A 26,484-nucleotide genomic window follows, 5' to 3' on the forward strand; every position below is an offset into this window, starting at 1 on the left:
CCTTCCAAAGAGATTGAATCACACAACATCAACAAGATGAACCCCGTTTATGGGGACGCGGCCTAGTGCTCATAGTCTATTTGTTGATTGATTTCGCTCATGGTGATAATAAATTTAAAAGTACTCTGGTGTCCGGTGATATTTACCAAGATGAGCGAAAATTCTCACGTAACAGGTCGACAGATAGCAGCGGCCCGTGCCCTGGTTGGCATAGGGCAGGTGGAGCTTGCGGAACTGGCCAAGATATCAGCCCCAACATTGCGCCGGATGGAAGCGAGCGTTTCGCGCGCCGAGGGTATGAAGAACAACGTTGCAGCTGTTGTGTCAGCCCTTGAACAAGCCGGGATCAGGTTTGTTGACGACGGTCAGACATCTGCGGCCGGTGGTCCCGGAGTACGTCTCTTGAAGTCTCCCGGCGAGTTCGATACGGACCAGTCGCAGACAGTCCAATATCCAGAACATCTTGAACCGGACGCGCCGACGGGTGCGGGAGGCTAATATGACAAAGAAGCAGAAACTAGAGCATTCGGAATTTTCAGGCGAGTTTGAAGATGACGGGATCACTGTGCTTGTTGATATATTTCGTCCAGCCGGCACCAACAATGATTGGCAAATGGAGGTCGTCAGCGAGGAAGACGATGTCACGACTTGGGAAGAGCCCTTTGCTACAGACAAAGACGCGTGGGAAGAATTCCTTGCTACCTGCGAGAAAGATGGAATTCGCAGCTTCCTCGATGGCGAAGATACTGCCGTTCACTGACGCTTGCTTTTGAGCCATTTGTCCGTAAAAAAATACGCGACCACCACCCGTGGGCCACCCACCTGCCACTACCGAACAGGATTTTATTCGACGCGCCGTTAGCGCAAGGTGGTGTTCGAATGAGCCGAGAAATTCTCGATAAATCTATGCGACCGATGAGCCCGTAGAGAGGTTACGGCCGACAAATCGTGCGATCACCAAGATCGCTAGGAAGTACGGTTGCTGCTCGCGGTGTGAGAGAGGTTTTAACGCATATCGCGCAAAACTTTGCCGTTTGCGGTAAGACTGCTACGGTAGCGTCGCACGGGCGTAAAACGCAAACCGCTTCGCATCAGTGGCGGAATTGCTTTAGAGCCCTGCGTGATCGGCTTACGCAGAGCTTTTTTGCGTAAAGACCCGCGGCTTACAAAATCTGACAGCAGGCAACCATATATTTCATATGTTTCAGCCCTTTGGATTTGGTGCTCTGTGACCAGCTAAATGCCTTCCGGAGGCAAAACAGCGTCACGAGGCAAATGGGTCGCCTGCGCTGATATCGCGGCACATGCGCCGTTGGCTGTCTGGGCACCCAAGCGCGCCGGGCGCTTATTCTTCGTAGAGTTCACCAGCGGACGTGATGATCTGCCATTTTCCTTCGACGTTGCTCATCGAAAGAAGGCGGCTTTCGTCGGGGAGGACTGAGCCGATCTGGACGAGGAACATGCCGGATTTGTCTTCTATCAGCGCACGGCCGTTTGAGACGTGGAGAAGTTTGAAGCGTGTTCCGCCGGGGAAGGGTTGGGACTTTCCGTCGCCGTTTGCGTTGTGGCCTTCTCCCGCAGTTTGGACGGTCGCGGTTGTCAGGGCATCGATATCCGGCTTGGCCACGTCGTTGCGGCCATCCGAGGTCAGGCCCTCGTTGATGTGAGGCACCACAGCGGTCACGCCGCCGCCGTCTTTTTGCGGCATGTTTTTCAACGCTTCCCAACCGGCACCACTGATCCCGAATTTTTCAGGGTTGAAGAAAACGTACCATGGCAGTGCGGCAGCTGTTGCGGCAACGAAGATAAGGCCGCCGGTCAACAGACGGTCGAAATCTCTTATCGAACGCTTGTGTCGCGCATTGTTATCCGCTGTTGAATTTGTCTTTTGTTTCATGAATTTCATTATCATGCCCCCCGCCGCTGGATCGGTGCTGGCTGGTTGTTGCCCGGTGCGTTTCTCAATGCGTTTGCCAGTTCGGCATAGGCGTCGATGACGGTTCGGTCGCCGGGTGATTGCTTGAGCACGTCGTAGACGAACGGCACCTGTTTGACGGCCATGTCGAGCTCGGCATCCACGCCTGGGCGGTAGCCGCCGATCAGGCGCAGATCCTTGGTTTCTTCATAGTTGTGGATTAATGACTTGAGCCGTGAGACCAGCTTCTGCTGGTCCGGCGTCCATGCCTTGTGAGACAGACGCGAAATGGAGGCGAGCGGGTTGATGGGCGGATATCGGCCCTCGTCCGCGAGTGAGCGGTCGAGAACGATATGGCCGTCGAGAATACCGCGGGTCGAGTCGGCGATCGGGTCGTTGTGGTTGTCACCATCGACAAGAATGGAGATGATCGCAGTGACCGTTCCCGTTCCCTCCGCGCCAGGACCTGCGCGTTCCAGCAATTTGGGCAGTTCGGTAAAGACAGAGGCGGGATAGCCACGCGCAATCGGCGGCTCACCGGCGGCAATCGCCACCTCGCGAATGGCATGGGCAAAGCGCGTGATACTGTCGGCGATGAAAAGGACATTTTCGCCCTTGTCGCGAAAATGTTCCGCAATCGTCATCGCGACCATCGGGGCCATCTTACGCAGCATGGGGCTTTCGTCGCTGGTGGCAACAATGGCGATGGATTTCTGCATATTGTCACCGAGCGTGTCCTCGATGAACTCGCGCACTTCACGGCCACGTTCGCCAACCAAGGCGATGACGACTTTGTCGAAGGCATCGGCCCGGGCCAGCATCGAAAGCAGTGTCGATTTACCCACGCCGGAACCGGCAAAAATGCCCAGGCGCTGACCCAGGCACAGCGGTGTAAAAATATCGATGGCCTTCACGCCCGTGCGAAAACCGGTGACGACGCGGCTACGCGTCATGGAGGGTGGCGGCAGCGTGGTGATGGAGCGGTCTTTCGGCCCCTTCAACAGAGGGCCCTTATTGTCGATCGGCTTGCACAGAGAGTTGATCGTGCGCCCGCACCAACTGTCGTCGGGCTGAACGCGAAACTCGCCTTCGCGTAGCACGATGTCGTTTACGCCGATTGGATCGCCCGGCTCGATGGCGCAGACATAAACCAGATCGGGCTCGACGCGGACGACTTCGCCCAGGTGCAATCCCGTGGAGCTCTTGTGGACCACGAATTCGCCAAGACGGACATGTTCGGAAAGACCGCTGACCGTGTAATGACCTGCCGCGATGGTTCTGACCCGACCGCCGCGGGACAGCGGCATGCCGGACGCAATCTGCGTCTCCATCATCTGGGCCAGCGCTTCCAGCTTGGAAAAGATGTTTGGCGGCTGGACCGGAAGTTGGGGAGGGGTCTCGATCTGGGTTTCCATTTACATCAAACGCCTTTTACTGCCCGCCGCCAAGGGTGCGGATGGCCTGTGAAAAGGAATCCTCGGTGGATTTCATCAGCGAAGAAATGCCTTCGAAAGCGCGGTTGACCTGGATGAGCTGCGTCATCTGACTGATGGCGTTGACGTTGGACTGCTCGACATAACCCTGAACGACGCCGACGTTGGAGTTGTCCACAACGGGTTGCGGTGCTTCCGAAAAGATTACGCCGCTGTTTTCGTAGCGGACAAAGCCTTTATTGGCGTTTGCGGTGTAAAGACCAAGCTGCGCGACCGTTGCGCCATTCTGGAGAATGCGTCCATCGGAACCGACCGTCGGCTCACCTGCCGCCGGATTGAGTTGAATAGGTGCGCCACCTGCATCCAGAACAGGATAGCCCTGCGTCGAGACCAGTTCACCCGTCACAGACATGGAGAAACGGCCATCCCGCGTCATGACTTGGCCAGCGGGCGTGTTGATCGCAAACCAGCCGTCGCCCTTCACGGCAAAGTCGAATGAGTTGCCCGTCCGGATCATTTCGCCGTTGCGGGTGGAAAGATAGTCGCTGCCTTGTGTTACGAAAGAGATGTCGGCCTTAAGATCGTTTCGCGTCTGGCTCATGATCTGATCGAACTTCACTTCCGTGCCGCGAAAGCCGACCGTGTTCATGTTGGCAATATTATCCGCAATGGTCGTAAGGCGACGTTCCAAGGCGATCTGGGAGGAAATGCCGACGTAAATGCCAGATTGCATGTGTGTCTCCTATGCGGAATTTTAGAGCGAAGGCGCGCACCGACGGCGCATAACCCTCTTATTTTCGCCGAAACTACGGATGCTTGCTTGTGCGAAGCTTTTGAATGGCTGCACCATGAGAAGCCGGAAACGCGGCGCGTATTGGCTGGCCTACGATACGCCGCCATTTCCAGACAAAGTCGGCCGCACCGGTTTGCAAGCCAGCCTCGCACAAGGCATGTCGCCTATCCCTGACATGCGAAATTGGCATCAGACGCGAGCTTCAGATGAACATTATTATCGGATTAGTGATTACTTTCGGCTGTATTATCGGCGGCTACATGGCCATGGGCGGCCATCTGGACGTGCTGTTTCAGCCATTCGAGCTTGTCATCATTGGCGGCGCGGGTATCGGCGGCTTTATCATGGCCAACCCGATGAAAGTCGTGAAAGACAGCGGCAAGGCGCTTGGCGAAGCATTCAAGTTCGCCGTGCCGAAAGAGCGTCACTATCTGGATGTTCTGGGCGTTCTTTATTCGCTGATGCGCGATCTGCGCACCAAGTCGCGCAACGAGATTGAAGCTCACATCGATAACCCGGAAGAATCTTCGATCTTTCAAACCGCACCATCGGTTTTGAAGAACAAGGAACTGACGTCCTTCATCTGTGATTATGTGCGCCTCATCATCATCGGCAATGCTCGCAGCCATGAGATTGAAGCGCTGATGGACGAGGAAATCGACACCATCCTGCACGACAAGATGAAGCCGTACCACGCCATTACCGCAATGGGTGACTCCTTCCCCGCCATCGGTATCGTGGCTGCGGTTCTCGGCGTTATCAAAGCCATGGGCAAGATCAACGAATCGCCTGCCGTTCTCGGCGGCCTGATTGGCGCGGCGCTCGTCGGCACCATGCTCGGTATCATCCTGTCCTACTCCATCTGTAACCCGCTGTCGGCGCAGATCAAGATCGTCCGCACCAAGCAGCACCGCCTCTACATCATCGTGAAGCAGACCTTGCTGGCCTATATGAACGGCTCGGTGCCGCAGGTCGCTCTCGAATATGGACGCAAGACCATTTCCAACTACGAGCGTCCGTCCATCGATGCCGTGGAACAGGAAATGATGAACCCGGGTGGCGACCAGAAGGCGGCTTGATGATGGCGAATGCTGCACAATCGAATGTCACGCCGATGGACCCCGCATTGCTGGCAAAGCTGACGGGTGGCCTGGGTGATGGCAAGAAAGTCGCCAAGATCGGTGCCGAAATCGGGCAGATCTACAGCAATTTTCTGCCGGATATCTTCCACAGCGAAACGGGCATCGCCATCGAGGTGGACTATATCGGCTGTGAATCCGGCCTGATGACGGACCTCGTTCAGAAGTTGGGCAAGGACTTTGCCGTTGCCGACTGCTCGTTGCGCAACTGGGCTCCCCATTTTCTGCTGGCAACCGGCACGGCCTTCATCATGGCATTGATGGAGCGCATGCTGGGTGCCGCACCCGACACGATCATGGAACCTGAAATGCGGGCCTTGTCCCAGATCGAGCTCGATCTGGCGGCTCTGGTCATGGGGCGTATCGGCGAAGTGCTTCGCTCCTCGGTCAATGCGCCCGGCGGTTTCGAGCCGACCATCGATCCACCGTTCAACGGCAATGGCAAGACCATTTTCGAAGAGGCGATTTCCGCACAGTTCGGCATGCTGATCCGTCTCAAGATCGAAATCGGCAAGGTTGCTTCCGAAATTGCAATGGTCATTCCGCAGCGCACGCTGCTTAAAACGACCATTGTTGCGCCCAAGCCCTCGGCACAGGCGCTGAAGAAGCAGGAAGAATGGATGGAGATGATCTCCGAACAGGTAAAGCGTTCACAGGTGACGCTGGAAGCCAAGATACGGTTGCAGAGCCTGACGCTGAAAACGATCTCGCGGCTTGTGGCGGGGGATGTGATCCCTTTCCGCGATATTCGCCAGGACGACATCTGCGTCGAGGTCAGCGCCAATGGCGCAAACATGTACAACTGCGAGTTTGGTCGCGCAGGCGATAGATACACGGTTCGCGTGAAGAACAACGTCAGTACGGACGACGAAATTCTTAGACATTTGATGGGTTGAATGCCGGGCATGCCTCTTCGCAAGGCATGGGCAGCTTGACGCAAGTTTCAAAGGGAATAATTAGCGCATGGCTACGAAAAAGACACCAAAACCCGAAGATGATTTGATGGCTTCGCTTGATGATACAGGCGATCTGGATCAGGCAATCGGTGATCTGCGCGGTGTACTGAAAAGTGATTCGGAAGGATCGCTCTCAGACTTTGGCGATTTTGGCGACTTCGGTTCGGCGGCCGTTGAACCGGCGGGTGACGATCTTGCTGCGTTCGGTGGTGGAATGGACAGCTTCGGCATGTCGGATTTCGGCTCCAGCGCCGCTCCGCTCTCCGCTTCGCCTTCACCACTGGGCAGTGGTCTGTCGGATAACCTTGATCTGATCATGGAAATCCCGATCGATGTCCAGATCGTTCTGGGAACCAGCCGCATGCTGGTATCTGGATTGATGGGACTTGAGGAAGGTGCGACGATCGCTCTTGAGCGTAAGATTGGCGAGCCTGTGGAAATCATGGTGAATGGCCGCTGCATCGCGCGCGGTGAAATCACCGTATTGGAAGAAGATGATACGCGCTTCGGCGTGAAGCTGATTGAAGTAATGAGCACCAAGAAAGCCTAATCCCTGTGGGGACGGAGAGGAAAGACCATGATGGACTTTGAGGATTTCGGTAACCCTTTAGCAGGGAAACCGTTGTCTCAGGCTGATAAGGCCGCCGCCGTACTGCTGGCGATGGGCAAAGGTGTGGCTGGAAAACTGCTCAAGTTTTTCACTCAGGCTGAATTGCAGACCATCATCAATTCGGCTCAGACGCTGCGGGTTATTCCTCCCGATGAACTCGCAGTGATCGTAGCGGAATTCGAAGACCTGTTTACCGAAGGTACGGGCTTGATGGACAACGCCAAGGCCATCGAAAGCATTCTCGAAGAAGGCCTGACACCTGAAGAGGTCGACGGTCTCCTCGGTCGCCGAGCTGCATTCCAGGCTTACGAAACCTCGATCTGGGATCAGCTTCAGGATGCCGACCCACAGATCATCGGCAAGTTCCTGGTGCGCGAGCATCCCCAGACTATCGCCTACATCCTCTCCATGTTGCCATCCTCCTTTGGTGCCAAGGTGCTTCTGACCATTCCAGATGAGCAACGCGCTGACATCATGAACCGCACGGTCAACATGAAGGAAGTCAGCCCGGCTGCCGCGCAGATCATCGAAAAGCGCGTTCTGGCGCTGATTGCCGAACTCGAGGCCGAACGCAATGCTGCAGGCTCGGCGAAGGTTGCCGACCTGATGAACGAACTCGAAAAGCCGCAGGTCGATACCCTGCTCAGCTCTCTCGAAACGCTCAGCAAGGAATCTGCAAACAAGGTCAAGCCGAAGATCTTCCTGTTCGAAGATCTCATGGCCATGCCACAGCGCAGCCGCGTTTCGTTGCTCAACGACGTCTCGGCAGACATTCTCACCATGGCGCTTCGCGGTGCCACGAACGAGATCAAGGAATGTGTGCTGTCCAGCATCAGTCCGCGCCAGCGCCGCATGATCGAGTCCGATCTTGCCGTGCCAATGGCATCGCTCAACACCCGCGAAGTGGCGATTGCTCGCCGCGCCGTTGCACAGGAAGCCATTCGTCTGGCCAATTCCGGCCAGATATTGTTGAAGGAAGCTGTGACGGACGGTCAGTCCGCCGCCGCCTGACGCCGCGGCGCATGATAAAGCCTGTGTGTGGCAAGCCCCGGTGACTTGCGGGCCACGGCTGACGCCTATACCCTCACACTAACGGCCTGCCGATTCCGGCGGGCCTTTTTTGTTCAGGGGACGTGTCTTGTCAGACGGTGAAGACAAAGACAGTAAAACAGAAGAACCCACAGAGAAAAAACTTCGCGACGCGGAGGAGAAGGGAAACGTTCCTTCATCCCATGAAGCGTCCTTGTTTACCTCCATGCTTGCGTTCTATCTGTATCTCGTTTTCTTCGTCCCCGATGGCGTCAAAAGACTGGGTGAAACACTCGAAGATATCATTGAACGTCCGGAGCAGTGGAGGATGAACACTGCAGCGGATATGGTGTCGCTGGGGCTTCATCTTGCCAAGGAAATGGGTGCGTTTCTTTTGCCCGCTGCGATCCTGTTCATCGTTTTTGGCTTAGGGCAGTCCTTTGCGCAGAACCTGCCGCAATTCGTTCTCGACAGGATCATGCCGAAGGCGTCCAGAATATCGCCCGTCGGCGGCTTCACCCGCATTTACAGCGTGGATGGCCTCGTCAACTTCGGAAAATCGCTTTTCAAGGTCGTCATCGTCGCGATCATCATGGTCATAGTCCTGAAGAATGACTACTACCGCCTCCTGAATTCTCTGATCACCGATCCGCACAGCATCATGTCGACGGGATATGAGATATTGAAGAAGATGGTGACCGTCGTTCTTTTCTCGACGGGGATTCTGGCCGTAGCCGATTACTTCTGGGCCAATCACCGCTGGCACAGCCAGCAAAAGATGACCAAGCAGGAAGTGAAAGACGAGTACAAGCAATCACAGGGCGACCCTGTGGTGAAAGCGCGCCAGCGTTCCATCGCACGCGATCGCGCGCGCCGCAGAATGATGGACGGTGTGCCAAGAGCGACCCTCGTCATCACCAACCCGACCCACTATGCGATCGCATTGCGATACGTCAAAGAGGAAAGCGACGCGCCGATCATCGTCGCCAAGGGACAGGATTTGATCGCTCTGAGAATCAGAGAGATCGCCAAGGAAAACGGAATCCCGATTTTTGAAGACCCACCGCTTGCCCGCTCCATGTTTGCGCAAGTCTCGGTGGATAGTGTCATCCCGTCAGTATTTTATAAGGCCGTTGCGGAACTGATTCATAAAGTTTACGCGGCGCGCCAAAACAAAAGACGGGTAAACTGATCAATATGAAAAAGTGCTCATATTCGGCTGAAAGAGAAGAAATTTTGGCTCGTGCAATCGGCCCTGTGGCTGCCGAGCTTCGTTTGATCGATGCGGGAGATCTGATCTCTCTTCTAAAGTTCGAATATTATAGCAGCCTGGCGGATCTGGTGGATTCGGCGGCTGAACTCTACTTCCATCCAGGAACGGTCTATTTTGGAATCGGCGGCGATTACAAGCTGGACTGGGATACCTATCCCTCCATCACGTTGGATCTGGAAATCAAGCCGAAAGGCGTGACCATCTATGCGCAGTTGATGCTGGAAAAAGACCGTGCCGGCATCAACATCAACTACATCAACTTCCAGAACCCTTCGAGTGATCCGAACGAGAACACGGCATTTCTGGCAGACAGCTTGCGCCATGCCTCGTTCTATCTGAACAGGGATGCGGCGACGAGCAACGCGACACATTAGAGCGCCACGCTCTACTTCTCGAACATGTAATCTTGCCACCGATGATCCTGGTTGATCGTCGGTGGCAAAGTGTTTTTATCAGAGGTTTTTACCTAGAATATAGCTCGACAATCTGTCCGCCGCGTCTTCGATCTGTGCCGGATTGCGCAGGAAGCAGGCGCGCAGGAAAAGCTCTCCGCCAGCACCGAAAGCTTTGCCGGGTGCAAGACCGACGCCGACCTTGTCGACGATGTCGAAGGCCGCCGCACGGCTATCCGTGACGCCGTCTATCTTCAGGAAGGCGTAGAGCGCGCCATCCGGCTTCAACGTTTCGACGCGATTGGTGGCAATCAGCGCATCGCAGAGAATGTCTCGCGATTTGGCGGCACGGGCGAAGTTCTGCTTGATGAAATCGTCGCCATGATCGAGCGCGGCGATGGCTCCGCGCTGCATGAACTGCGCAACACCTGACGTGGAATACTGGATGAGGTTTTCGATGATCTGACCGATTTCCGGCGGTGCCACCAGCCAACCCACCCGCCAACCGGTCATGGACCAGTTCTTGGAGAAGGAGTTTGCGAAGATGATGCGGTCACCTTCTTCCATGATGTCGAGGAAGGATGGCGCGCGCGTTCCAGCGTAGTGATAGAGCGCATAAATCTCATCCGCGATGATCCACAGACCATGACGGCGGGCCAGTGCCAGAATGTCACGCAGATTGTCATGCGTTGCCGTCCAGCCCGTGGGGTTGGAAGGTGTGTTGATGAACAGCGCCTTGGTCTTGGGCGTAATCGCCTGTTCCAGTTTGGCGATGTCGATGTCCCATTTGCCATTGGTGAAATCGATGCCGACTGGCACGGCTTTGGCACCTGCGACACCGATGGCTGCGACGATGTTCGGCCATGTCGGGGTGAGGTAAACCAGTTCATCACCGGGGGAGGTGAGTGCCTGCACGGCAAGGACGATGGCCTGCATGCCCGAGCCCGTGACATAAAAATGGTCTGACGACAGATTGGCCGCGAAATGACGCTGGTAATAGCGGCTCATCGCCTCGCGCAGTTCCGGAATGCCCCGCTGCCATGTGTAGAAGGTTTCCCCGCCCGTCAGCGCATCGGCTGCTGCTTGCGCGATAAAGGCTGGCGTGGGCAGATCGCCTTCGCCGACCCACAGCGGCAGGAGATTTTCGCGCGCATGGGCGTATTTCTTGACTTCGACAATACCGCTTTCAGGCGTTGCCAAAGAGCGGGCACTTAGACTTTGCAGAACCGACATGAAAAAAGGCACTCCAGTGTGAGTGCCTTCTTAGCGCATGAAAAGCCCGCTGTGCATGATATTCCGTGAAGAAACCACGGATTTTTCTGATGGATCAGGCGCGATTGGTATCAGCGGTCTTCAACAGGTCGCGGATTTCCATGAGCAGTCGCACATCTTCCGGCGGTGGTGCAGGCTCTTTCTTTTCCTCGACCTTCTGACGCTCGACCGAGGAGCGCAGCTTGTTCACGCCCTTGACCATCAGGAAGATGATCCAGGCGAGGATAACGAAGTTGATGACGACGGTGAGGAAGTTACCATAGGCGAAAACCGCGCCTTGTTCTCGTGCCGCCGCAAGCGACGTTGCCGTGACCTTTGAGGACAAAGGCAGGAAGTAGTTTGCGAAATCGAAGCCACCGAAGACGGCACCGACAATCGGCATGATCAGATCGTTGACCACGGAATCGACGATCTTGCTGAAGGCCGCGCCAATGATGACACCTACGGCGAGGTCCATGACATTGCCGCGGGCGATAAAGGTTTTAAACTCGTTGAGCATTCCAGACGTCCCTCTTTGAAGCCCTCTCACAGCCGATGCGTAGCGCACGGCATACACACAATAACATTCAATTTTCGAATGTGCAGATATACGAAGCAAAAAGTCGATTGGTTCCACTATCTTAAACTTTATGCCAAGTCCCGGCCAATTCTCATTCTCTTCGAACTATCCTATGCTTGGTCAAGAGGATGGTGGGAGAGAAGAGCCAAGTGCTTCCTGGGTGGATCATATTCGGATCGGCATTCGCCTATATTCTGCTGCTCTTCGCAGTGGCGAGTTATGGTGACCGCAAGAGCCGCCGCAAAACGCCATCCAACAGAGGCAGGCCCATCGTCTATGCGCTGAGCCTTGCGATCTACTGCACGTCATGGACCTATTTTGGGGGTGTCGGTTTGGCATCCGAACGCGGGTTGGAATTCCTCGGCATCTATACCGGCCCCATTCTCGCCTTCACGCTGGGAATGCCGATCCTGCGGCGGATTGTGGAATTGGCAAAGGCCGAAAAGCTGACATCGGTCGCCGATTTCATCGCCGCGCGTTATGGCAAGAACCCGACGGTTGCGACGCTGGTGTCGATTATCGCCCTTGTCGGTGCGATCCCCTACATCGCGCTTCAACTGAAAGCCGTTTCCAATTCCGTTGCGGCCATGGTGGACCCGAGCGACTACGGGATCGGCAGCGGCAACCTCTATTTCCTTGATCTGCCTCTGCTGGTGACGGTGGTCATGGCGGGCTTTGCCGTCATATTCGGAACCCGCCACACGGACGCGACCGAGCATCAGGACGGGTTGATCCTCGCCATCTCCATGGAATCGGTGGTGAAGCTGGTCGCCATCTGTACGGCAGGTGTTTATGTCGTGTTCTTCCTGTTCGATGGCCCGTCGCAGCTCTGGCGGCTGGCCTCCGAGAACAACCAGGTCATGCAGGCCATGTCCTACCAGACCCCGATCAGCCGCTGGATCGTGCTGACGCTGCTATCGGCCTTTGCGATCATCCTGCTGCCGCGCCAGTTTCATGTAACTGTGGTTGAGAACCGCACGCCGAATGAACTGCGTATGGCGGGACTGCTGTTTCCGCTCTATCTCATCGCCATCAACATCTTCGTTTTGCCCATTGCCATTGCAGGTCTGCTGACGCTGGGCGGTACCGGCGATGCGGACCTTTATGTGCTGCAATTGCCACTGGTCAACCAGATGCCGGTGGTGTCACTCATCACCTTCATCGGCGGCTTTTCGGCCGCAACGGCCATGGTCATCGTCGCCTCTGTCGCGCTGTCCATTATGGTGTCCAACGACATTCTGATGCCGATTTTTCTGCGGCAGAAACTGTTGAACCGCTCCTCGCACCGCGATGATTTCGCCAAGACGCTGCTCAACATCCGGCGCATTGCCATTTTTGCGGTTCTGCTTTTGGGATATGCCTATTACCGGGCGGCGGATAGCGCATCTGGCCTCGCCTCCATCGGGCTGCTGGCCTTCGCGGCGATCGCACAAATGGCACCATCGCTTTTGGGCGGGCTGATCTGGCGGCGGGCCAATGCGCGGGGTGCGATAGCGGGGCTGAGTTCCGGCTTCATCATCTGGGGCTATCTGCTGTTTCTGCCGAGCCTCGGCGGGCCGGACAATTCCCATATCGCTGCGACGGTCCTGAGTTTCCTGTTGCCTGGCACGACGCTGTTCAGCGGCCCGGGAGCCGACCCGCTGGTCAATGCGGTCACGCTCAGCCTTCTGGTCAACTGCGCGGCCTTCGTACTGGGCTCGCTGTCGCGCAATCCACGACCGGTGGAGCGCATCCAGTCCGGCATCTTCGTCAAGCGCCACTCGAAATCGCAATTCGCCACCCGTGGCTGGAAAACGCGCGTCAGCGTCGGAGATCTGAAAACGGCGGTGGCGCGATATCTCGGCGAAGAGCGGATGTTGCGGTCTCTGGCGGCCTACGAAAAAACCGCAGGACGTAAGCTGGAGGACGATCAGCCTGCGGACATGGCGCTGATCCATTTCTCGGAGCAATTGCTGGGCAGCGCCATCGGCTCCTCATCGGCACGGCTGGTTCTGTCGCTGATCCTGCAGAAGGCGGAGGACACCAGCGCCGATACGGTCTGGCTGCTGGACCAGGCAAGCGAAGCGCTGCAATATAACCAGGACATGCTGCAAACGGCCTTGGCACAGATGGATCAGGGCATCGCGGTTTTCGACAGTTCCCAGCAACTGACCATCTGGAACCGCCGCTTCCGCACTCTGCTCGATCTGCCCGAACAGTTCGGCAGGGTCGGGCTGCCGCTCAACGAGATCGTGGCTATGCTGGAGGAGCGCGGTGACATTCCTCCGGGTCAGCGGGCGCAAACCATCGACTTGTTTTTGACGATGGATATGCCGTTTTCGCTGGTGCTGGCGGGTGGTGCGCGCATCATCGAAGTGCGTTCCAACGCCATGCCGGACAAGGGCATCGTTGCGACCTTCACCGATATCACCCAGCGCGTTGCCAGTGACCAGGCGCTGAAACAGGCCAATGAAACGCTGGAGCAGCGCGTGGAAGAACGCACCGGCGAGTTGACCCGCGTCAACCACGAACTGGCCGAAGCGCGTGCCGCAGCCGACGAAGCCAACATCGGAAAGACCCGCTTCTTTGCCGCCGCAGGCCATGATATTCTTCAGCCCTTGAATGCCGCCCGGCTGTACTCCTCAGCCCTTGTGGAAAGAATGGGGGCGTCTGATAACGGCTCTCTGGTGCAGAACATCGATTCCGCACTGGAATCTGTCGAGACAATTCTAGGCGCGGTGCTCGATATTTCCCGGCTCGATACAGGCTCCATGAAGCCACGTATGGCGTCGGTGCCGCTCAACGATCTGTTCAAGCGAATTGAGACGGATTTTGCCCCGATGGCGCGGGAGAGGAATCTGGAACTCATCGTCATGCCGACATCACTGACGGTAAAGTCGGACATCAATCTGCTGCGACGGCTGGTTCAGAACCTCGTTTCGAATGCCATTAAATATACTATCTCCGGCAAGGTGATCGTCGGCGTCAGGCGTCGCGGTAAGGAAGCGGTCATTCAGGTCACCGATTCCGGCATCGGCATCCCATCCTCGAAGTTCCGCACGATCTTCAAGGAGTTCGCGCGGCTTGACGAGGGAGCGAAGACGGCTGCAGGGTTGGGGCTGGGCTTGTCTATCGTGGACAGGCTCTCTCGAATTCTGCACCACCCCGTCCATCTGTCATCCACTCAAGGCAGGGGAACGACGTTTCGTGTGCATCTGCCCCGCGAGGTGGCGCATGGCCGCGCAGCCAAGGCGGTGGAACGCAGCACGCCGCAGCCCATCGCCAATCAAATGCACGGCTTCCATATTCTCTGTATCGATAACGAGCCCAGGATATTGGAAGGCATGGCTCTGCTGATGTCGGGCTGGGGCTGCGAGGTCAGTCAGGCAGCATCCCTTGCCGCTATCGACCACATACAGCAGACGCATGGCAGCGCGCCGGATATGATCGTTGCCGATTATCATCTCGATGATGGCGACGGCATTGATGCCGTTCTGCGCCTGAGGCGCTTTTACCAACGGGAAATCCCGGCGCTTCTCATCACGGCGGACCGGACGCCGGAGGTTCGGGCGCAGGCGGAAAAGGAAGGCATTGCCGTTCAACACAAGCCTGTGCGGCCAGCGGCGTTGCGCGCTTATATCAATCAGATTTTCAGCATCACACGCGCGGCTGCGGAGTAGGTGGCGCAGCGCAAAGTGTTTTTGACTAAACGAAAAATGGCCGCTCGATGTCGATCGAGCGGCCATTCTGTTTGGTTCGGGATAGGCGGTTTGTCTTAAGCAGCGCGGCTGTAGCGCTCCTGCTGCTGACCGTTCTGGCCGATCTGGAAGCGTTGCACCAGGCCAAGCAAGGCCTCGACTTCTTCTGACAGCATTTGGGTCGCAGCACTGGATTCTTCGGCCATGGCCGCATTCTGCTGGGTCATCTGGTCCATCTGGTTGACGGAGCCGTTGACTTCTTGCAGCGCAGACGCCTGGTCAGCCGTTGCCGTCGCAATAGTCTCGACATGCTGGCTGACGACAACGATCTGCGTGCTGATGTCGGAGAGAACCTGTCCGGCTTCCTGCACTAGCAGCGCACCCGTGCCGACCTCGTTGGTGGACTGGTTGATCAGCGTCTTGATTTCGCGCGCGGCATCTGCCGAGCGCTGGGCAAGCTCACGTACTTCCTGCGCAACAACCGCAAAGCCCTTGCCCGCTTCACCGGCGCGCGCAGCCTCGATACCGGCGTTCAGTGCCAAAAGATTGGTCTGGAAAGCGATATCGTCGATGGTCTCGATGATCTGTTCGATCTTCTTCGACGCATCTTCGATGCGGCCCATCGCGTCGATGGCGTTCTTGACGACGGTGCCGGAGCTGTCAGCGCTCTTCTGGGTGATGCGAACGGCCTGATTGGCTTCACGGGCGCGGTCGGCGGAGGATTTCACCGTCACGGTGATTTCCTCGACGGCAGCGGCGGTCTGCTCGAGCGAAGCGGCCTGCGACTCCGTACGGCGCGACAGGTCGTTTGAGGACTCGCGCATTTCCATGCCGTTGTGCTGAATGACCAGCGTTCTCTCGCGAATTTGCGCCAATACGTCCTTCAGGTTGGCAAGCGAGTTGTTGAAATCAGAACGCAACTGTTCGAGGCGACCGGAGAACGGTGTATCGATGGTCTGTGTCAGGTCACCCTGCGAAAGACGCGCCAGGCCACCAGCAAGCTGGTTGACGGCAAAATCGATCTGACGATCCGTTTCGCGCTTCTCGGCATCGTTGCGACCGCGCTCTGCTTCCGCTTCTGCACGTTCTTCGACGCTACGTCCTTCGATGACGAGTTTCTCGTGTGCATTTTCGCGGAAGACTTCGAGAGCACGGGCAATGTTGCCGAATTCGTTCTTGCGCTCTGTGTAGGGGATTTCTGTTTCCAGCTTGCCTTCAGACAGGGACTTCACTGCCGTCGTCAGCAGACCGAGGGGGCGTAGCGCGCGGTTGATGAGAAAATATCCGAGGAAACCGAACACCAGCATGACGCCGAGGCCGCACCACAGAACGATGTTGCCCAAGCCATCGATGTGCGACTGATAGACTGTCATCGGGACGCCGACGAAGAGAATGCCGACAGCCGCGCCGGTCTTGGACAGCACAGGAACGTAACCTGTCATATAATCCGTACCGAAAAGCTTTGCCTCGCCGAAATAGGACTCGCCTTTTTGTATTTTCGCATAGGCGGGATGATCGAGTGCAAGCTTGGTGCCGACGGCGCGTTCGCCTTTTTCGTTCTTAACATTGGTCGAGATGCGCAGGTAATCAGTACCCTGTGTTTGGAACACAGTCGCGACGCCACCATTTGCCAGACCCGTGCGGTCGACCAGATCAAAGTCAAGCAATGTCCCGATGCTTGGTCTGCTAACGGATTTGAGATCGCCATTTTCCATAGCAACCGTCGCACCGCCGACCTTCATCTCGTACAGAATAGCCATGCTTCGAACAGCGCGATGTGTATCGAGGATAGCACTTTCCATCACATCGTTCTTCAACCGAAGATAGGTTGTTGTACCAACGGCAAAGATACCTAGAAAAATTAGCGCGATCGTCAGACAAACCATCTGGACGACTATCGATCTCTTAAAGAAACTCGTCATCACATACCCCGAGAACTACTGAATTTTGCCACAATGCAGGAAAACTGTTAAAATTCAGGGAATATTTCACGAGGTAAGTACCCGATACTATTGGGCTTTTCTATTGGTTTAATGGACGTCAAGTATTGGAAATCATTATCGTATTAGACATATATATTTTCTACGGCTGAAAAAGTTGTTTTACAGCCTGTCACATTTTCACACCTTTAGGTGCGTGCGTGGGCCTATGCACGCATTCTCCTACGACAGATCAGAGGCTCTGGCGGCTGTTGGGGTTCTGTTCGGCACGGTCGCGGTAAAGCGCTGCCCGACCCAGCAGCATGAGGGAGACCGGGGTGGTGACTGTCATGAAGATGCCGATGAAGATTTCGTGGAAGACCGGCCGCTCGCCCGACACCGAGAAATAGATGATGGAGGCCATAACGATGCCGCCCGTTCCCCAGCTCGTGCCGAGCGTCGGGGCGTGAAGACGTTCATAGAAACTTTGCAGCCTTGCAAAGCCTATGGTGCCGATCAGCGCCAGTGATGAGCCCAACAGAACGAAAAATGCCACGAGGATGGCAGCCCACAAAGGAAATTCGGCGGCATTGCTCATTCGATAACCTCCCCACGCATCATGAATTTTGAAAGGGCAACGGTCGAGACGAAGCCCAAGATGGAAATCAACAGCGATGCGACGAAATAGACGTCATTACCGGTGCGAAGCCCAAATGTCAGAACCAGCAGCATCGCATTGACGTAAAGCGTGTCGGCACCCAGCACACGGTCCTGTGCGCGTGGGCCGATGGCAATGCGATAAACCGAAATCGCCATGGCAATTGCGAGGAAAAGCTGGGCGATTGAAAACGACCAGAAAAGGATGACCGAACTCATTCGAAGATCTCCATCAGTATTTTTTCATAGCGGCCTTTGATGAGACTTTGCCAATGCTGTTCTTCCATCTCATCCAGAACGTGGATGAGCAGCGTGCCCTGGGATGAATTATATTCCAGCCACGCGCTACCAGGCGTCGCGGTTAGCACAATCGCCAGAAAGGCAAGCCCCATGGGATCGCGAATGTCGAGCGGAACCGTCACGAAACCCGATTTGGTTCTGCGACTGCGCTGAAACAGGATGATCGAGGCAACAGCGATGTTCGAACGCACGATGTCGTAGATGACGATGGCGATCAGCTTGAATACGAGATGCCAGTTGCGGATCCGTGGTTTCGGCGGACGTAGGGAGGCCATTGCCCAGGACGCGATCATCGCCACCACCGTTCCCAGCAACAAATGTCCAGGCGAGAAACTGTTGATCGTCATCCAGAAAATTGCCAGCGATATCGTCAGCAACGGATAGGGGAGAATGCGGCCAATCATGGTGCTGCCTCCGAACCGTTGTCGGCGCGAGGTGCTGTCATCACGCCCTGAATATAGCTTTCCGGCAGGCCGCCGATGCGGGCTGTCTCCTGCATGTAACGCATGATCGGGTCTGCGGCGATGGTCATGCCAAGCGTCATCGCCAATAGCAGGAGGATCGGAGCGATTTCTATCACCAGCACGCGTGGCACGGTTCCTTCGAGCGAACCCCAGAACGTTCGAATTCCGGCGCGTGTCATGGAAATCAACGAAGCGAGACCAGAGAACACGATCAGGAAGACGAGCCACCAGGACAGCGTGGAAATGCTGTCATTGGCCCCGAGCCCGGATGGGTTGAGAATGGCCGAGAGCATGGAGAACTTGGCAATAAAACCGGACAGTGGAGGCAACCCGGCAAGCAGTATGCCGCAGGCGGCGAAACATACGCCGAGGACGGCCATCGTGCCGGGCATGGTGACGCCAACCTCGTCTTCGGCTTCATCCTCCTCGCCATCGCCATAGGCTTCCATGGTGACAGCGAGAACGTTGGCACCGGCATCCTGGCCGCGTTCAACAAGCTCGATCAGCAGGAAGAAAGCGCTGATCGTCAGTGTGGAGGAGACCAGATAGTAGAGTGCGCCCGCAGCGACGGTCGCGTTCCCGGTGCCCATGGCTGCCAGAAGCGTACCGGATGAAACGAGAACGGAAAATCCGGCCAGACGCCCCAGCGCCTGCGAGGCGAGAACGCCGATGGTACCGAACACGATGGTGGCGATACCGCCCACCAGAAGCGCGTCATGACCAAAGCCAGCAGATGCCCCCGCCGTCTCGCCGAAGAGGAGGAAGGACAGGCGGGCGATGACGTAGATTCCGACCTTGCTCATGATGGCGAAGATGGCAGCAACGGGTGCCGATGCAGCGCTGTAAGCGGATGGCAGCCAGAAGTTCAGAGGCCACATACCCGCCTTGACGAGGAACGCGACACCCAGCACCGCAGCGCCGGTTTCCAGCAGCATGCGCTGATCCGGGTTGAGCCCGGCAATGCGCTGTGCCAGATCTCCCATATTGAGCGTACCAGTAACACCGTAGATCAGGCTGACGCCGATGAGGAAGAACAGCGCAGCGACGAGGTTGATCGCGATATAATGGAGCCCGGCCTTGACGCGCAATTGCCCCGAACCGTGCAACAGCAGGCCATACGATGCGGCCAGCATCACCTCGAAGAACACGAAGAGATTGAACAGGTCGCCCGTCAGAAACGCACCATTGACGCCCATCAGCATCAGGTGGAACAGCGAATGGAAATGCGCCCCGGCCTTGTGCCATTTCGCTAGCGAGTAGATGAGCGACGGGACGGCGAGCAATGCCACGAGCAGGACCATCAACCCCGACAGCCGGTCTGCGACCAGTACGATGCCGAAGGGAGCAGGCCAATTGCCGAGCAGATAGACGCCGGTCGAAATGACGGCTGCGACTTCCGTATTGACCGTGGAATTCACTTCCAGGAACAGAGCGATTGCCACGGCAAGCGAAACAAAGGTCGCGATGACGCTGACCACAGCCTTGGTATTGCGCTTGCGCTCGTCGATAAACAGCAGAATGGCACCGGCAATCAGTGGCACCAGAATGGGTGCGACCACGATGTGAGCAGGGAAGAAGTTCAATTTCTCTCCCTCCCGTCTACGTGGTCAGTGCCCGTCAGGCCGCGCGCCGCCAGCAGAACGACGAGAAAGAGCGCTGTCGTTGCAAAGCCGATGACGATGGCCGTCAACACCAGCGCTTGCGGCACCGGGTCCGTCAGGGTCGAGGTAATGACCCCATCCAGCAGCAAGGGTGGTGCATTTGTCTTGATACCGCCGACACCGAAGATGAAGAGATTGACGGCGTACGACAGAAGCGAAAGACCGATGATGACCTGATAGGTACGCGGGCGAAGGATCAACCAAACGCCAGATCCCGTCATGACGCCGATACCGATGGCAAGAATAAGCTCCATTACACCTCCTCCGCTTTTGCGGCGTCGGGCGTACGTACCTTGTAATTACGCAGCGATTGGTGCGCCAATGCTATCAGAATAAGAACAGTTGCGCCGACAACCAGCGAGAAGACGCCGAGGTCGAACAGCAAGGCCGTCGCCGTTGGCATTTTCCCGATATAGGGGATGTCGGTATATTGGAAATAGGATGTGAGGAACGGGTAGCCGAAGGCCCAAGACCCCATGCCAGTCGCCGCTGCCATCAACAGTCCGAAACCCATCCAGCGAAGCGGTAGAATGCGGATGCGGTCTTCCGCCCAGCGGGTGCCACCGGCCAGATATTGCAGCAGGAAAGCCACCGCCATGGTGATACCGGCAGAGAAACCGCCACCGGGAAGATCATGTCCACGCATGAACAGGAAGATCGAGAACGTGACGATAACCGGGAACATCCACTGCATGATGACGGATGGCACCAGGAGGTAGTCGCGCACCGTCTCGCCTTTGCTCCGCTCCGGGCTGTCGGCATCGAATGCGTTCTGGATCAACTGTTGTTCCGGCAGACCAATGCTTTCCTGCGCCGGGCGGAAACGGCGCAGAAGGGCAAAGACAGTGAGGCCGACGATGGCAAGCACTGCGATTTCCCCCATCGTGTCGAAACCGCGGAAGTCCACCAGAATGACGTTCACGACGTTGGTTCCGCCGCCTTCCGAATAGGCCTTATCGAGGAAATAATTGGCGATGGTGTTAGGAACGGGAAGCGTCATGACGGCATAGGCGATCACAGTCATGCCAATGCCGCAGGCGACCGCCAGCAGGAAGTCCCGTCCACGACGCAACTGTGATGGGAGCTCGTTGTTGTTGTCGACCTTGACCATGCGCTTCGGCAGCCAGCGCAAACCGAGCAGAATGAGAACGAGCGTGACGATTTCGACCAGCAATTGCGTGATGGCCAGATCCGGTGCCGATAGCCAGACGAAGGTGAGGCAGGTGACGAGACCGGACACGCCAAGCATGATCAGCGCCGCCAGACGATGATATTTCGCCTGCCATGCAGCACCCATGGCCGAGATCATGCCGATCCCCCACAGGATTGCAAAAATGGGATCGAAAGTCGTCACACCGGGAAGCGTCAACGAGAACTGGGACGATGCGAGTGGCGAGAAACCGGCAATCAGCGCGATCATGATCAGCATGCGCAACTGCGGCTGCAGACGCCGGGTGCCAAGCGTGCTTTCCAGCCAACGCGCCCATTTCCACGAAACGGTGACGAGAATACGCTCGAAGATGCGTTGTCCGCGCAGGTGGCGAAACAGGGGCGGCCCATCATCGCAACGCGAGAAATATCCGCCCAGTGCCGCATAGATCACGATACCGCCGATCAGCGCGACAAGGCTCATCATCAGCGGCAGATTGAACCCATGCCAGATGGAAAGGCTGTAAACAGGCGTTTGCGGCCCAAGTACCGAAATCACGGCCGAATGCAGGAACGGACCAATGGACAGGCTCGGCACGACGCCGACGATCAGGCAGGCGAGAACCAGAAACTCGATGGGGAAGCGCATCCAGCGCGGTGGTTCATGCGGCGTGGGGTTGGGAATGTCATGCGGCGGCGGGCCAAAGAACACGGTGTGGATGAAGCGCAGCGAATAGGCGACGGCAAATGCACCCGATAGCGTCGCCACATAGGGAAGCGCCTGATCCAGCAGAGAATCCGCATGGGTTTCGACGGACTCGGCAAAGAACATTTCCTTGGACAGAAAGCCGTTGAACAGTGGGACGCCGGCCATGGCCGCACTCGCCGCCATGGCCAACGTGGCCGTTGCAGGTAGGAACCGGTATAGCCCACTCAAGCGCCGCATATCGCGGGTGCCGGTTTCATGGTCGATGATGCCAGCCGCCATGAACAGCGATGCCTTGAAAGTGGCATGGTTCATCATGTGGAAGATGGCCGCGACCGCTGCCAGTGGGCTGCCAAGGCTCAAAAGCGTGGTGATGAGGCCGAGATGGCTGATTGTCGAATAGGCCAGAAGCCCCTTCAGATCCTGCTGGAACATGGCGAAGTAGGCACCGAGCAGCAGGGTGGTAATGCCGCAAAATCCGAGCAGCCAGAACCACTCCTGCGTTCCCGCAAGCACTGGCCACAGGCGCACCAGCAGAAATACACCGGCCTTCACCATGGTCGCGGAATGCAGATAGGCCGATACCGGTGTTGGTGCGGCCATGGCATTGGGTAGCCAGAAATGGAATGGAAACTGCGCGCTCTTTGTCAGCGCGCCGATGAGAATGAGGACGAGTGCCGGAACGTAAAGCGCATGCGCCCGGATATCGGCACCCTTTGCCAGAATGTCATCCAGATCATAACTGCCAGCCATGTGGCCGAGGATCAGCAGGCCGGCCAGCAGGCAAAAGCCGCCGATGCCGGTAACAGTCAACGCCATGCGTGCGCCATCACGGGCCGTGGCGTTGTGGTGCCAGTAACCGATCAGAAGAAACGAGAAGATGCTGGTCAATTCCCAGAAGATCGACAGCAGAATGACGTTGCCCGACATCACGATGCCGAGCATCGAACCCATGAAGGACAGAAAGAATGCGAAAAACCGCGGAATAGGATCGTCGGCCGACATGTAATAGCGCGCGTAAAGCACCACCAGGAAACCGATGCCGGTGATCAACACCAGGAACATCCACGCGAATGCGTCCAGCCGCAGCGTGAAATTCAAGCCCAACTGAGGCAACCATTCCACGTCGTACTTGATGACCGCTCCGCCAGCGACGCTGCTGTAAAGAAAGATGGTCGCCATGAAGCTGAACAGGGCGATGCCACCCGCAACAGCGGCGGGAGCACGGGCAGCGCCATCTCTCGGCATCATGGCGGTGGCAACACTGCCGATGAAGGGGAGGGCGATCAGAATGGGAAGGAGAACGTCAAGACTCATACGGGGCGGCAGTTTTCTCTGGCGTTAAGATTTGGCGGTTCTTGTGCCCGTCAGCTTCGCCAGTTCCGTCGAAAAAGACGGAGAATTTGGCCGCGACGGCTATGAGGTCGTTCGAGGTGGGCCGCGAGGCGACGCCGTTCCGGTGAGGCGAAAGCCATGCACGACGTGCGGCGTGGTTTCGAGCGTGATTTGGGCTTTCGTATCGTCCGTTACCAGTGCACAGACTGATAAACACGCATAAACAAAGTCGTGATCATCGGATTGCTGATAGAGCGCTGCAAAGCCGTGGTCCGGCCGCACCGTCGAAACTTGGGTGCTCGTCGTCGATTGCTGCTGAGGCAGATGAGAACGCTCGAGGCGATGTGCTTTCAACACCGGAGCAGCGCTTGCTGCCGTCTGAAGCCCCACGAAAACGAGCATGCCTGCGACCAAGACATTGATCAGTCTTTTGGAATGGCGCGGGGTCCAGTGGCTTTTCCCGGTCCATGGCAAAATCTTGTCTCCTTAGTCGTCGTCAGTGTTCCGTTGAAACATCACCATGGAAGCGGATATTGTGTGATTTTGTTTTAGGGGAACGGTGTTGCGCTTGTCCAGCGCAGCACGGCTAAAAATCAGAAATCTTTTCCAAAAATCGAATTTGTCGCACCCCGTGTCGATGCAATAAACCATCAGATTAGATAGGCTATATAACAAATTTTAGCATTTATAGGTGAAGCTGTGGTTTCTTAACCTTCGAGCAAGGAATTAACCATAAAGATTGGACGTATTTCACGGCGGAATGGAGTTTCAACAAACTTCTTCCAGGCATGACGCCGCCCTGCCGTACCGGGTTGATCCGGTATTATCGTTAGATTGCAGAAGGCTCAGCAGCGTCGGTGCGGCATCAATCTTTGGTGTGCATATTCGTGACATATCCCCCCGGATTCTGACATTCTCAATCGGTTAACTGCCGGTGACCGCCGGTGCAGCATTTGGGGACGTCGCTTGGGGCAGGAATTGCCAACAGATCATACGCGAAAGGCCACGGGCAGCAGCCTGGGTGGTCGTTTGCGTTTCGCTGGTCTTGATCAAGACCAGTGCGATCTGCTGCGTCGTTATCGGACAATGCTGGAACCCCATGTCAAAGCTGGCCTGCGGGACCTAATGGTCCGCTTCCAGTCCATGCCGGACTGTTCCCCATCTTTCGAAAGCGAAAACCAGCTCGACAGGCTGCACGATCTCCAGACCGCGCATTGGAGCGTTCTGACCGACGCCCGTTTCGACGCCGTCTATGCGGAGCGGATCAAGGTTCTGTCGGACACCGAAAGCCGCATTGGTCTCGACCCACGCTGGCATGTCGCCGGTCATGCGGTCGTTCTGGAAAATCTTCTCGGCGGTTTGATTGCCGACCATTCCCCACGTGCCCTTTTGCCGGGTACCCGCAAACGCCAGCAAGAACTGGCTGATGCCGTCAAGGCGGTCGTGCGGTTGGTCATGGTCGATACGGAAATCGCTGTGTCGCTTCGTTTCAATGAATTGCGCATTCGACACACGCAGGAACTGGCCAAGCAGCGCGAAGATAATCAGGCTGATGCCAAGCGTCTTCTGGGCGATGCGTTGAATGCTTTTGCGGCGGGCGACCTGACAGCACGCATCACTGGCGACATTCCCGAAGCCTACCGCGATCTGGCCGAAGCCTTCAACGGCGCGCTGGAAAAGATCGGTGCTTCCATGGCCACCGCGCAAGCGGGTATTCGCGATGCACATACGGCAACCGAACGGTTGGCGGGTGAGGGTCGAGCACTCGCGGCGGCTTCATCCACGCAGGCACAGCGGCTGAGCAGTGCATCGGATACGCTTGGGTCTGTCATCGATGTCGTGCGCACCAGCAGTGAGCGTATATCGGCCGCCGAAAGCGCAGTCTCACAGGCACGTAGCGCGGCGACCGAAAGCGGTACGGCTGTGGGTGAGGCGATCAGCGCCATGGCCGGTATCGAACAATCCGCCGAACAGATCGGCCGCATCATCGGCTCAATCGACGAGATCGCGTTCCAGACCAATTTGCTGGCACTGAACGCCGGCATTGAGGCTGCACGTGCAGGTGAAAGTGGCCGCGGTTTTGCCGTCGTCGCCCAGGAAGTCCGGGCGCTTGCCCAGCGGTCGGCGGATGCCGCGCGCGAAATCAAGAACCTCGTCAACGGCACCAAGACACAGGTGGATGCGGGCGTTCGCATGGTCAATCGCACACAGGAAGCCATCGGCGGTGTCGTCCGGCAGGTCTCCGGCGTCAGCGACATGATCGGCGATGTGGCGCGCCGCACCGGCGAAAACGTCGTCAGTCTGCAGACCGTTGCAGTGGAGCTTGGTTCCATCGGCGCGGAGACAGACAGATCCGCAGCACAGATGACATCGGCGGCGGAAGAGGCCGACGATCTGCATACCGTTATTCTCGAACTGGGCCGGACGGTGCGGGAATTCCGCATCGCGCGCCAGCAGCACACCGCTTCAGAGCAGGTGGCGAGACCGTATCAAGGCAATGTGGCGACCACGCGTGATGAACACGTGGAGTATGGCTACGTGCAGCAACAATTCAGACGCCAAGGAGTGATTTGATGGCAGGCAGGAAAGCAGCGCAGTCGGCATTGAAATTGTCACCCGTGCTGGACCTCAATCAGGCATCCGTCTTGCACGGAAAACTGATGGAAATGAGGGGTGCCCCGCTTGCGGTGGATGCCTCCGAGGTCGAGCGCGTGGGCGTGCAATGCGCCCAGGTCTTGATGGCTGGTATCAAGGCTTGGGAAGCCGATGGCAAGTCATTCACTTTTTCCAAGGCGTCCGATGCCTTTGACAAAACCCTTAAACTGATCGGCGTGGATATCGATCATATGCTCCCGAAGGAGACATCGAAATGAAGAAGAAGGTTCTGACCGTCGACGATTCCAGAACGATCCGAAATATGCTGCTCGTCACGCTCAACAATGCTGGTTTCGAAACGATCCAGGCGGAAGACGGCATCGAAGGACTTGAAGTCCTCGAGGGCTGCGAGCCTGACGTGATCGTCACCGACATCAACATGCCCCGCCTCGATGGCTTCGGCTTTATCGAAGGCGTTCGTCGCAACGAGAAATACCGTGCGATCCCCATCCTCGTGCTGACCACCGAAAGCGATGCCGAGAAGAAGAATCGTGCCCGTCAGGCAGGCGCTACCGGCTGGATCGTCAAGCCGTTCGATCCTGTGAAGCTGATCGATGCCATTGAACGCGTAACTGCTTGATACGGGACTA

The 26,484-nt window shown here is 56.8% G+C and carries 25 protein-coding genes; 12 read left to right on the forward strand and 13 right to left on the reverse strand.

Features of this window, described 5'->3' with window-relative positions:
• Positions 1-150: 150 nt before the first annotated feature.
• Both CPJ18_RS21435 and CPJ18_RS21440 read left to right on the forward strand, forming a co-directional pair.
• Positions 151-498, forward strand: coding sequence for a helix-turn-helix domain-containing protein (locus tag CPJ18_RS21435; RefSeq protein WP_245445453.1), 348 nt, complete (start codon positions 151-153; stop codon positions 496-498).
• A 1-nt stretch (position 499) separates the two neighbouring features.
• A complete protein-coding gene (locus tag CPJ18_RS21440; RefSeq protein WP_103659965.1) occupies positions 500-760 on the forward strand; it encodes a hypothetical protein in 261 nt (86 codons plus the stop codon).
• Between the two features lie 585 nt (positions 761-1,345).
• Here the strand turns inward: CPJ18_RS21440 and CPJ18_RS21445 are convergent.
• The 3 genes from CPJ18_RS21445 to flgF are packed head-to-tail and all read right to left on the reverse strand — an operon-like array spanning position 1,346 to position 4,081.
• Positions 1,346-1,897: a flagellar protein gene (locus tag CPJ18_RS21445; RefSeq protein ID WP_146258702.1), complete on the reverse strand. Its 552-nt coding sequence runs from the start codon at positions 1,895-1,897 to the stop codon at positions 1,346-1,348.
• Positions 1,898-1,908: 11 nt separating this feature from the next.
• The gene (gene fliI, locus CPJ18_RS21450; protein WP_103659967.1) at positions 1,909-3,330 is read right to left on the reverse strand and encodes a flagellar protein export ATPase FliI; all 1,422 of its coding nucleotides are present in this window, start codon (positions 3,328-3,330) and stop codon (positions 1,909-1,911) included.
• 16 nt (positions 3,331-3,346) lie between these two features.
• A complete protein-coding gene (gene flgF / locus CPJ18_RS21455) occupies positions 3,347-4,081 on the reverse strand; it encodes a flagellar basal-body rod protein FlgF (RefSeq protein WP_077118677.1) in 735 nt (244 codons plus the stop codon).
• A gap of 266 nt (positions 4,082-4,347) precedes the next feature.
• Here flgF and motA point away from each other — a divergent pair, with 266 nt between their 5' ends.
• The 6 genes from motA (at position 4,348) to CPJ18_RS21485 (ending at position 9,522) form a co-directional block, all read left to right on the forward strand.
• Positions 4,348-5,220 carry a flagellar motor stator protein MotA gene (motA, locus tag CPJ18_RS21460; RefSeq protein ID WP_077118679.1) on the forward strand — a complete coding sequence of 291 codons (873 nt, stop codon included), beginning with the start codon at positions 4,348-4,350 and terminating at the stop codon, positions 5,218-5,220.
• On the forward strand, positions 5,220-6,176 hold the full coding sequence (locus tag CPJ18_RS21465; RefSeq protein WP_188348513.1) for a FliM/FliN family flagellar motor switch protein: 957 nt from the start codon (positions 5,220-5,222) through the stop codon (positions 6,174-6,176). Before motA ends, CPJ18_RS21465 begins: the two co-directional genes overlap by 1 nt.
• Before the next feature lie 67 nt (positions 6,177-6,243).
• A complete protein-coding gene (gene fliN, locus CPJ18_RS21470) occupies positions 6,244-6,786 on the forward strand; it encodes a flagellar motor switch protein FliN (protein WP_077118681.1) in 543 nt (180 codons plus the stop codon).
• Between the two features lie 27 nt (positions 6,787-6,813).
• Entirely contained in the window at positions 6,814-7,857 is a 1,044-nt protein-coding gene (gene fliG, locus CPJ18_RS21475; protein WP_077101517.1) for a flagellar motor switch protein FliG, read from the forward strand.
• Positions 7,858-7,984: 127 nt separating this feature from the next.
• A complete protein-coding gene (flhB, locus tag CPJ18_RS21480; protein ID WP_103659969.1) occupies positions 7,985-9,067 on the forward strand; it encodes a flagellar biosynthesis protein FlhB in 1,083 nt (360 codons plus the stop codon).
• Between the two features lie 5 nt (positions 9,068-9,072).
• A complete protein-coding gene (locus CPJ18_RS21485; protein WP_103659970.1) occupies positions 9,073-9,522 on the forward strand; it encodes a hypothetical protein in 450 nt (149 codons plus the stop codon).
• A gap of 78 nt (positions 9,523-9,600) precedes the next feature.
• Here CPJ18_RS21485 and CPJ18_RS21490 read toward each other — a convergent pair whose 3' ends face one another.
• Both CPJ18_RS21490 and mscL read right to left on the reverse strand, forming a co-directional pair.
• The gene (locus tag CPJ18_RS21490) at positions 9,601-10,773 is read right to left on the reverse strand and encodes a pyridoxal phosphate-dependent aminotransferase (protein ID WP_103659971.1); all 1,173 of its coding nucleotides are present in this window, start codon (positions 10,771-10,773) and stop codon (positions 9,601-9,603) included.
• 94 nt (positions 10,774-10,867) lie between these two features.
• On the reverse strand, positions 10,868-11,311 hold the full coding sequence (gene mscL / locus CPJ18_RS21495) for a large conductance mechanosensitive channel protein MscL (protein WP_077118686.1): 444 nt from the start codon (positions 11,309-11,311) through the stop codon (positions 10,868-10,870).
• 209 nt (positions 11,312-11,520) lie between these two features.
• On the opposite strand from mscL, the gene CPJ18_RS21500 reads away from it, so the two are divergent.
• Positions 11,521-15,030 (forward strand): PAS domain-containing hybrid sensor histidine kinase/response regulator, encoded by a 3,510-nt coding sequence (locus CPJ18_RS21500; RefSeq protein WP_103660034.1) that lies wholly within the window; start codon positions 11,521-11,523, stop codon positions 15,028-15,030.
• Between the two features lie 95 nt (positions 15,031-15,125).
• Here CPJ18_RS21500 and CPJ18_RS21505 read toward each other — a convergent pair whose 3' ends face one another.
• The 8 genes from CPJ18_RS21505 to CPJ18_RS21540 form a co-directional block, all read right to left on the reverse strand.
• Complete coding sequence (locus CPJ18_RS21505; protein WP_103659972.1) at positions 15,126-16,970, reverse strand: methyl-accepting chemotaxis protein; 1,845 nt, start codon at positions 16,968-16,970, stop codon at positions 15,126-15,128.
• A gap of 250 nt (positions 16,971-17,220) precedes the next feature.
• On the reverse strand, positions 17,221-17,565 hold the full coding sequence (mnhG, locus tag CPJ18_RS21510) for a monovalent cation/H(+) antiporter subunit G (protein WP_077101530.1): 345 nt from the start codon (positions 17,563-17,565) through the stop codon (positions 17,221-17,223).
• Positions 17,562-17,843, reverse strand: a complete 282-nt coding sequence (locus CPJ18_RS21515; RefSeq protein WP_077101532.1) for a K+/H+ antiporter subunit F — start codon at positions 17,841-17,843, stop codon at positions 17,562-17,564. The genes mnhG and CPJ18_RS21515 overlap by 4 nt, the downstream gene beginning before the upstream one ends.
• Positions 17,840-18,328, reverse strand: a complete 489-nt coding sequence (locus CPJ18_RS21520) for a Na+/H+ antiporter subunit E (protein ID WP_153366610.1) — start codon at positions 18,326-18,328, stop codon at positions 17,840-17,842. Before CPJ18_RS21520 ends, CPJ18_RS21515 begins: the two co-directional genes overlap by 4 nt.
• Entirely contained in the window at positions 18,325-19,971 is a 1,647-nt protein-coding gene (locus CPJ18_RS21525; protein ID WP_103659973.1) for a monovalent cation/H+ antiporter subunit D, read from the reverse strand. Before CPJ18_RS21525 ends, CPJ18_RS21520 begins: the two co-directional genes overlap by 4 nt.
• On the reverse strand, positions 19,968-20,303 hold the full coding sequence (locus tag CPJ18_RS21530) for a Na+/H+ antiporter subunit C (RefSeq protein ID WP_067648772.1): 336 nt from the start codon (positions 20,301-20,303) through the stop codon (positions 19,968-19,970). Before CPJ18_RS21530 ends, CPJ18_RS21525 begins: the two co-directional genes overlap by 4 nt.
• Entirely contained in the window at positions 20,303-23,221 is a 2,919-nt protein-coding gene (locus CPJ18_RS21535) for a monovalent cation/H+ antiporter subunit A (protein ID WP_103659974.1), read from the reverse strand. Before CPJ18_RS21535 ends, CPJ18_RS21530 begins: the two co-directional genes overlap by 1 nt.
• 99 nt (positions 23,222-23,320) lie before the next feature.
• Positions 23,321-23,713: a hypothetical protein gene (locus tag CPJ18_RS21540; protein ID WP_146258703.1), complete on the reverse strand. Its 393-nt coding sequence runs from the start codon at positions 23,711-23,713 to the stop codon at positions 23,321-23,323.
• Between the two features lie 504 nt (positions 23,714-24,217).
• Between CPJ18_RS21540 and CPJ18_RS21545 the strand changes: the two genes are divergently transcribed.
• Genes CPJ18_RS21545 through cheY1 form a run of 3 tightly spaced genes read left to right on the forward strand, consistent with a single transcriptional unit; the run spans position 24,218 to position 26,474 of the window.
• The gene (locus CPJ18_RS21545; RefSeq protein ID WP_245445454.1) at positions 24,218-25,813 is read left to right on the forward strand and encodes a methyl-accepting chemotaxis protein; all 1,596 of its coding nucleotides are present in this window, start codon (positions 24,218-24,220) and stop codon (positions 25,811-25,813) included.
• Positions 25,813-26,112 (forward strand): STAS domain-containing protein, encoded by a 300-nt coding sequence (locus CPJ18_RS21550; RefSeq protein ID WP_077101544.1) that lies wholly within the window; start codon positions 25,813-25,815, stop codon positions 26,110-26,112. The genes CPJ18_RS21545 and CPJ18_RS21550 overlap by 1 nt, the downstream gene beginning before the upstream one ends.
• A complete protein-coding gene (gene cheY1 / locus CPJ18_RS21555) occupies positions 26,109-26,474 on the forward strand; it encodes a chemotaxis response regulator CheY1 (RefSeq protein ID WP_045229833.1) in 366 nt (121 codons plus the stop codon). The genes CPJ18_RS21550 and cheY1 overlap by 4 nt, the downstream gene beginning before the upstream one ends.
• Positions 26,475-26,484 lie beyond the last annotated feature (10 nt).

The sequence above is a fragment of the Agrobacterium rosae genome (assembly GCF_002915175.1).
Classification (GTDB): domain Bacteria; phylum Pseudomonadota; class Alphaproteobacteria; order Rhizobiales; family Rhizobiaceae; genus Agrobacterium; species Agrobacterium rosae.

Bases quoted from the DNA above. Each gene is read 5' to 3' on its own strand.
- CPJ18_RS21435 (WP_245445453.1), top strand. From the start codon at position 151: ATGAGCGAAAATTCTCACGTAACAGGTCGACAGATAGCAGCGGCCCGT.
- CPJ18_RS21440 (WP_103659965.1), top strand. From the start codon at position 500: ATGACAAAGAAGCAGAAACTAGAGCATTCGGAATTTTCAGGCGAGTTT.
- CPJ18_RS21445 (WP_146258702.1), bottom strand. From the start codon at position 1,897: ATGAAACAAAAGACAAATTCAACAGCGGATAACAATGCGCGACACAAG.
- fliI (WP_103659967.1), bottom strand. From the start codon at position 3,330: ATGGAAACCCAGATCGAGACCCCTCCCCAACTTCCGGTCCAGCCGCCA.
- flgF (WP_077118677.1), bottom strand. From the start codon at position 4,081: ATGCAATCTGGCATTTACGTCGGCATTTCCTCCCAGATCGCCTTGGAA.
- motA (WP_077118679.1), top strand. From the start codon at position 4,348: ATGAACATTATTATCGGATTAGTGATTACTTTCGGCTGTATTATCGGC.
- CPJ18_RS21465 (WP_188348513.1), top strand. From the start codon at position 5,220: ATGATGGCGAATGCTGCACAATCGAATGTCACGCCGATGGACCCCGCA.
- fliN (WP_077118681.1), top strand. From the start codon at position 6,244: ATGGCTACGAAAAAGACACCAAAACCCGAAGATGATTTGATGGCTTCG.
- fliG (WP_077101517.1), top strand. From the start codon at position 6,814: ATGATGGACTTTGAGGATTTCGGTAACCCTTTAGCAGGGAAACCGTTG.
- CPJ18_RS21485 (WP_103659970.1), top strand. From the start codon at position 9,073: ATGAAAAAGTGCTCATATTCGGCTGAAAGAGAAGAAATTTTGGCTCGT.
- CPJ18_RS21490 (WP_103659971.1), bottom strand. From the start codon at position 10,773: ATGTCGGTTCTGCAAAGTCTAAGTGCCCGCTCTTTGGCAACGCCTGAA.
- mscL (WP_077118686.1), bottom strand. From the start codon at position 11,311: ATGCTCAACGAGTTTAAAACCTTTATCGCCCGCGGCAATGTCATGGAC.
- CPJ18_RS21505 (WP_103659972.1), bottom strand. From the start codon at position 16,970: ATGACGAGTTTCTTTAAGAGATCGATAGTCGTCCAGATGGTTTGTCTG.
- mnhG (WP_077101530.1), bottom strand. From the start codon at position 17,565: ATGAGCAATGCCGCCGAATTTCCTTTGTGGGCTGCCATCCTCGTGGCA.
- CPJ18_RS21515 (WP_077101532.1), bottom strand. From the start codon at position 17,843: ATGAGTTCGGTCATCCTTTTCTGGTCGTTTTCAATCGCCCAGCTTTTC.
- CPJ18_RS21520 (WP_153366610.1), bottom strand. From the start codon at position 18,328: ATGATTGGCCGCATTCTCCCCTATCCGTTGCTGACGATATCGCTGGCA.
- CPJ18_RS21530 (WP_067648772.1), bottom strand. From the start codon at position 20,303: ATGGAGCTTATTCTTGCCATCGGTATCGGCGTCATGACGGGATCTGGC.
- CPJ18_RS21535 (WP_103659974.1), bottom strand. From the start codon at position 23,221: ATGAGTCTTGACGTTCTCCTTCCCATTCTGATCGCCCTCCCCTTCATC.
- CPJ18_RS21550 (WP_077101544.1), top strand. From the start codon at position 25,813: ATGGCAGGCAGGAAAGCAGCGCAGTCGGCATTGAAATTGTCACCCGTG.
- cheY1 (WP_045229833.1), top strand. From the start codon at position 26,109: ATGAAGAAGAAGGTTCTGACCGTCGACGATTCCAGAACGATCCGAAAT.